At 58.5% G+C, this 6,134-nt stretch carries 2 protein-coding genes; both read right to left on the bottom strand.

Annotation, left to right across the window (positions count from 1 at the left end; genetic code table 11):
* The coding region (locus tag VMJ32_00925) for a protein kinase (protein HTQ37557.1) at positions 1-4,780 on the bottom strand (4,780 nt) is incomplete at its 3' end.
* 173 nt (positions 4,781-4,953) lie between these two features.
* Positions 4,954-6,134: tetratricopeptide repeat protein (locus tag VMJ32_00920; GenBank protein HTQ37556.1), on the bottom strand; the 1,181-nt coding region annotated here is incomplete at its 5' end.

Here is a 6,134-nt window from a genome sequence, read left to right as displayed (position 1 = left end):
CCGCCGCCGTGAGATTCCACTCGGGCACATTGTTCCGGCACGCCGCTCGGGCCAAAAGCAAACTGACGTCCGCGCCGTCGGCCTTGGTCGGATCGAGCGGCTTGGCAGGATCGGCCTTGTCGTAATCCACCAGCGCGGCGTCGTATTCTTTGAGGGCATCCGCCAATTTCGGCGGCTTTTCCGCCAACAGGCTTTCGCCGACCAGCAGGGCCGCTTGCTTGGCCGTTGACGAACCACCCAAACTGGGCGCGGTTTTCAATTCGTCGGCGCGCTGGCGCACTGTTTTGGTGCGGTCGGCATCGGACAAGTCTTTGTTCAAAATAGCGTTGCGTGTCCAATCGACAATAAACATCGAGCGTTCCGGCAATTTTTGATCTTCCGCCAGTTTCACGGCGTCGCCCAGTGCCGCGTCGGCATCGCCATATTTTTGCAGCACTTGATCGACTTTGCCGAGCCACCAATCAGGTTCCACTGCGTTGGGACTCAACAGTTTGGCTTGCTCCAAATCGGCGATGGCCGCCTGCATTTCTTCCTCCAGCGTGCCGCCCAATGCTTTAGGATCGAGCTTGGTGTCGGCAATTGCCTTATAATAACAGCGGGCGCGGCTGATCAGCGGCATCGGCGAAGATGGATTGTTGTTAATGGCCTGCGTGAAGGCGTCGATGGCCGCCCGATAGTTTTTCTCCGGTTCGTCGCCGACCAGCCAAGCCAAATCTTCCAGCGCGTTGCCCAGGGCGGTGTAGGCATAATCGGGATAGGCTTTTTCCAAGTCGACCGCTTGCTGGGCATTGGTGACCGCTTGATTGAGCAAATCTTTTTTCGCTTTCAAATCGGTGTCGACATTGGCGCGTTCCAATTGGGCCATGCTTAAGTACAACAAGTGCATGGAGCGATCTTTGTCGTCGACCTTCGACTTATCGACCGCCGCTTTGCACTGGGCCAGCGCTTTTTCCAGGTCAGCCGTGCGTGCTTCGGCAGAAGGCTCCTGGCGCGAGCGGTAAATGAGCGCGTGCCCTTGCAGCGCGTAAGCCGCCGGAAAATTGGGATCCAGTTGGCTAGCTTCAGTGGCGTCTTTCAGCGCGCCATCCACGTTGGGCGGAGTGAGCGAAATGCGGGCCACGCCCCGCGTGGTGTAATACTTGGCCACTTTCGGGTTGAGCGTGATGGCGGCGCTGGTCAGCTTTTCGATTTCCGCCTGCTTGTCGGTGAACGGCCATTTGGTGGCTCGTTGATAGTGGCTGACGAATTCCGCCACCGCGGCGTAAAACTTATCGAGCTCCGCTGGCGGCGATTTGACTGCCGCCAAGCCGTCGGCCAGCGCCAGCGCCGGTTGAATCACTTCGGTGTATAACGTCACGGCCTGCGGATCGGCCACCGGAAACTGCTTTTGGAAAAGTTCCACGATGCGCTGGGCCGCTTGCACGCCGGCAAATTGATCGGCGGGCTCATTGCCGTGGGTGCGAAACTCGACGAACAAAATTGGGAAGGCGTCGGCGCCCAATTCCGCGTCGGTCATTTTCGCCAGGCGATTGAGCTGCGCCTGTACGACAGGCAGTTCCGCGATTTTGGGTTTCCAATTCGCCGCCAGGCAAAAGTTCACCCACATTTCGCGCTTGTTCTGCTTCAAATCGAGCTTTTCAATGTCTTCGGAAATCAGCCTCGCGGTATTCATCCATTGAAATACTTCTGCAGCCGTGGCGGTATCGGTAAACGGATTGGAAAGCACCGTCGCCGGATTGTTGGCAATGTCCGCGCGCTTGGCCTGGCCCGCCTCGACCAACATTTTTGCCGCCAAGCCCCGGCGGTACGACGGCGTTAATAGCGCCGGCAAATTCTTGGGCGCCGTGTTGGCCCCATCGCGGTATGCGCCCAACAGCAAATTGGCAATTTGCGCCCAATCGGGCTGCGGGGCCGATCGCAACACCCGCGCTTGCACATACTGCGTGTAATCGTCCGTCGGCTTGGCACGTTCGATCAGCGAAGTTGCTGCCTGGCGATCGGGCGAGCTGGATGCCAACAAACATTCGGCATGAAAGGCGTCGACCGTGCCGTTGGGAGCGAATCCGGCAGCTTCGATTTGATCGAAATCTTGCAGCAGTTGCGGCAATTCCTGCGCTGTGGGCGGATTCGGGAGCCCGGCCTGTTCCACCAACCGCGCGGACAACAAGCGGGCCAAACGCTGCAGGGTGGCTTTGTCGGCGGGATCTAAATCGCGGGCTTTAGTTGTGAGCGAAATGGATGCTTCCAACAACCCGCTATTGGGTGTCAGGGCCAACGCTTCGGCCGCTTCGCACAAACCATTGCGTAAGGCGGGCGTAATTTTTTCTAGCAGACCGGTGCAATCGGCCAGCGCTTTGGCGGCATCGGCGGGCTTGGAAGCCGGATCTCGCAGCGTGATCAACAAACCGGTGGCGGCGACTTCGGATTTCAAATCAGAATCGGCGGGCATTTTTTCCGCCACGGCTTTGAGCGTTCTACGGGCTTCCTCATAGTTTTTGGCATCAAGCGCTGATTTAACTTTGAACATTTGCAACTCGGCGCTGGAGCCTAATTGCTCCAACTTGGAAACCAGCACCGTTGCCTGATCGGCTGGCAACGTGTTCAGCAGCGGCTGAATGTTTTCGGCAATCTGCGTGCGCAAAGTGTCGATACGGCTGTGTTCCCAGGAATTAAGCGCCAGTGCCGCTGGCGGAGGCGCCCCTTTTTCCAACGCCAAATAGGCCAGCAGATCGTCCAGCACTTTGGTCCAATCGGCCGACGTATTAGCCTGCAATCCAGTGGCCAAGACTAACAGCGCGGCGTGCAGCGGTTGATACTCCGGCGGCAAATCCGCTGTTTTGCCCAATTTATTGAGAGTGGCCAGCGTGGCCGCATAATCGCCCTGCTGCAATTGGCAGCGGGCAATGACGAACTGTGCATCGCGGTCGCCGTCAAACCGTTTGAGCAAACTGCGGGCAATATCGAGTGCGCGCGGCGGCTGGCCGTTTTGGAGCTCATCTTGCGCCTGCGCGAGCCAAGCGGCGTGAATTTTGTCGATTTCTTTTTGCTTGTCGTCCGACGTCAGGCCCAGGTCTCCAGAAGCGTCGTCCAGTTCACCCAGGGCGCGAACAAACGACCGCCGCTCCGCCAGCGAATCGATATAACTCAAATAGGCCGTTTTTAGCCGCTTCTGCAAATTTTCTTTTTCGTACGCCGGCAAGGCGCTGGGCGCCTTAGCGAGCAGATCAATGGCGGCGTTGAAATCGCCGTCGTTGATTTTCTTTTGAACGGCCTGAATGTATTGCTGATTGGGATCTGTCGGGGCGGCTTCACTGTCGCCCGGTTTCTGCCCTGCTACGACGGCGCCTTGACCGCCGCCGGAGGTTGCCTCGGGCGCGCTGCCGACCGGTGGTTGACCGCTGCCACTGATTCCTGCACCCGGCGCCTTACCGTCCGATGGCAAATTTCCTCCGACCATCGCCACGGAATTGTTGAGTAGCTTGGGCACGATAACCACGCCGGCCAGCACCGCCGCCGCTAAAAACCCAGTGGCGATCATAGGCAACTTCGACTTCTTCCGGACCGGCAGGCCGATTGCTCCGTCGAAGGTCGGCGCTCCGGCTTCGTACGGCGAAGGTGAAGTCCGCTGCGAGAACATTTCCGAAGGGGTATGCCCGCCCGGGTGTGCGGTGTCGCGGCTGGGATCGACCGGGTGGCGCGTGGGCAAACCGGTTCCGCGCAGTTCCGGCCTAGCCGTCAGCGAATGGCTGGGCGTGGGTCCGCCGGAGTAGGCAGCCTCGCCGGGCCGCAGCGGCAATTCGCCGGTTTGCGCCACGGCATGCCGCAGGGCTAAAATCAAATCGCGCGAAGTAGGCCAGCGATCTTCCGGATTGCTTTCGGTTCCGCGCAGAACCACCAACCGCTCCGGTTCCGGCAAGCGGCTAAAATCCAAATTTCGCATGACGTGCGCTTCCATTACCTGATACGGCGTCATGGTTTCGTCAAAGGGCAGCCGGCCGGTGCGTAACTCCGCGTAGGTTATCGCCAGCGAATACTGATCGCTGGTGGGCGTCACTTTCCCCTTGAAGCTTTCCGGCGCGGCGTAGGCCACGGTCACGGGGGCCATGGAAGTTTTGCGCAGCGTTTCGACCGCCCGGGCCAGGCCGAAATCGCACACCACGGCGGCATCGCCCACCACTAAAATGTTGTGTGGCTTGACGTCGCCGTGGACAATCGGCACGGGGCCTTTGCCCAAATCGTGAATGGGCTTATTCAGAAAATCGATGCCTCGCGCCGCCTGCTCCAAATACTCCAGCAGCTCGGCCACCGGGACGCCGGGCAGGCCTTGCTCGCGGCATTCTTCCAGGCGCTTGTGCAAGCTCATGGAGCCCAATTGCATGGCGATGATTAATTCCACGGGCCGGGCAAAGCGCGTGGTCATGGCGATGTTGGTGGGCTGCGTCGCTGCTTGCTTGGCGTCGGGCAAAAATGCGGTCTCTTGCAAAGAACTGGGCGCGGCTTCGCCCTGCTCGTCGATAATTTGCCCTTCCTCATCTTTCATCCAGAAGGCTTGCAGCGAGATGAGGTTGGGGTGGCGCACTTTTTTCACGACCCGCAGCGAGGTGAATTCTTGAAGGCCTTGCTGGCCGGTGAGATCGATTATTTTGAGAGCGACTTCGGTGCCGCCCGGCGCGTTGGCTTTCCACACCTCGCCGAAACCGCCGGCGCCCAAATGCGACATCAGCCGGTACCCGGCCACGGGTTCATCGCCGACTTTGTAACGATGAAAAGTGTGCGACATGGTTGGCTGCCGTACTGGGGGCAAATTGGCGGTCGCTGGCTTTCAGCCGTCTGCTCAGCCCGGCGTTGAGCTTCCGGGCTAAAAGTGATGGGCGAGCGCGACCGACAAAGACTAGCGTTCATTCTAGCCTAACGGGCCGGCCCCGACGATTCAAGAAAGCTAGCTTTCATCGGTTAATCGCCCGTGGGTCGCTCTGCTGGATTTTCGCGGTACGGCTTGTGCTGCTGAAATAAATCAAGCCGCGTTTTCATGTCGACCTTGGTTTTTTCGTCCGTTTCCAAATCGACGGCCTTTTTTTGCAGTTCCAAGGCCTTGTCAAAATCGCCATTCTCAGCATAGGCGGCGGCCAGCGTGTCGATAATCGCTGCGTCTTTATTGTCGGTTAGCTCCGCCGCCTTTTTGGCTTCTTCCACGGCGGTTTTCCCATCGCGGAATTTATCTTCCGGGCAAGTCGCCAGAATCCAAGCCAACTCGTTGTGGGGTTGTGCCCGATCGGGAGCCAATTTGATAGCTTTTTGAAAATCCGCGATCGCCGCGTGCCATTCCGCATTCCGCACGAAGGCGTCGCCTCGGGCGTCGTAAATGTCCGGATCGTCGGAATCGAGCCACAAGGCGGCAGTAAAATCAGCAATGGCCTGTTTGAAATTTTTTTGTTCCGCATAGGCGTTGCCGCGCAGCACAAACACGGTGGGATTGCGAGGATTAAGCTTCAGAGCCTCGCCGAAATCGGCCATGGCTTTTTCGGTTTCGTGCTGGTCCATGTACAGGCCGGCACGGTACGACAACACTTCCGCCTTCAACGTATCGTCCAAATCTTTGCTGAGCGCCTCGTTGAAATCGGCCAGCGCTTTGTCCGGTTCCTTCCGCTGGCTCCAGATGTAGCCGCGCTTCAAGAGGGCAAAGCCGGGATTGTCGTCGCGCCGCACCACCTCGTTCAGATCGTCAATGGCTTTGTCCCACTCGCGCTTGGCCGCCCAAATGTCAGCCCGATTGATCAGATAACCTGTTTTGTCCGGCTCCAACCGAATCAGGGCCGCTAAATCTTCCAGAGCTAAATCCCAATTTTTCTTCTCCTCGGCCACCGCAGCCCGGGCCTGATGCAACTTTACGTTGTCGGCATCCTGGGCCAGCAGCTTGCTCAGCGGCTCCAAAGCCTCATCCAATGGCACTACGTCGGCGGCATCGACCCAGCCTTGCTTACCGCTGGTCACGCCGAGAAACCCTTGATCGTTCAATTCTTCGACTGCCAGCGGCGTGCCGACTTCCAATTGCTTGACCGGCACATCGTCGACTCGCAGCGGCGTTTCGTGAATGACGATGACCCGGCTGCCAACTTTGTACTTTGCCGATAGCG

The sequence above is a fragment of the Pirellulales bacterium genome, from assembly GCA_035499655.1.
Classification (GTDB): Bacteria; Planctomycetota; Planctomycetia; order Pirellulales; family JADZDJ01; genus DATJYL01.
The sequence above is the reverse complement of the archived record's forward strand: the minus strand, read 5'-3'. Positions and strand labels throughout refer to the sequence as shown.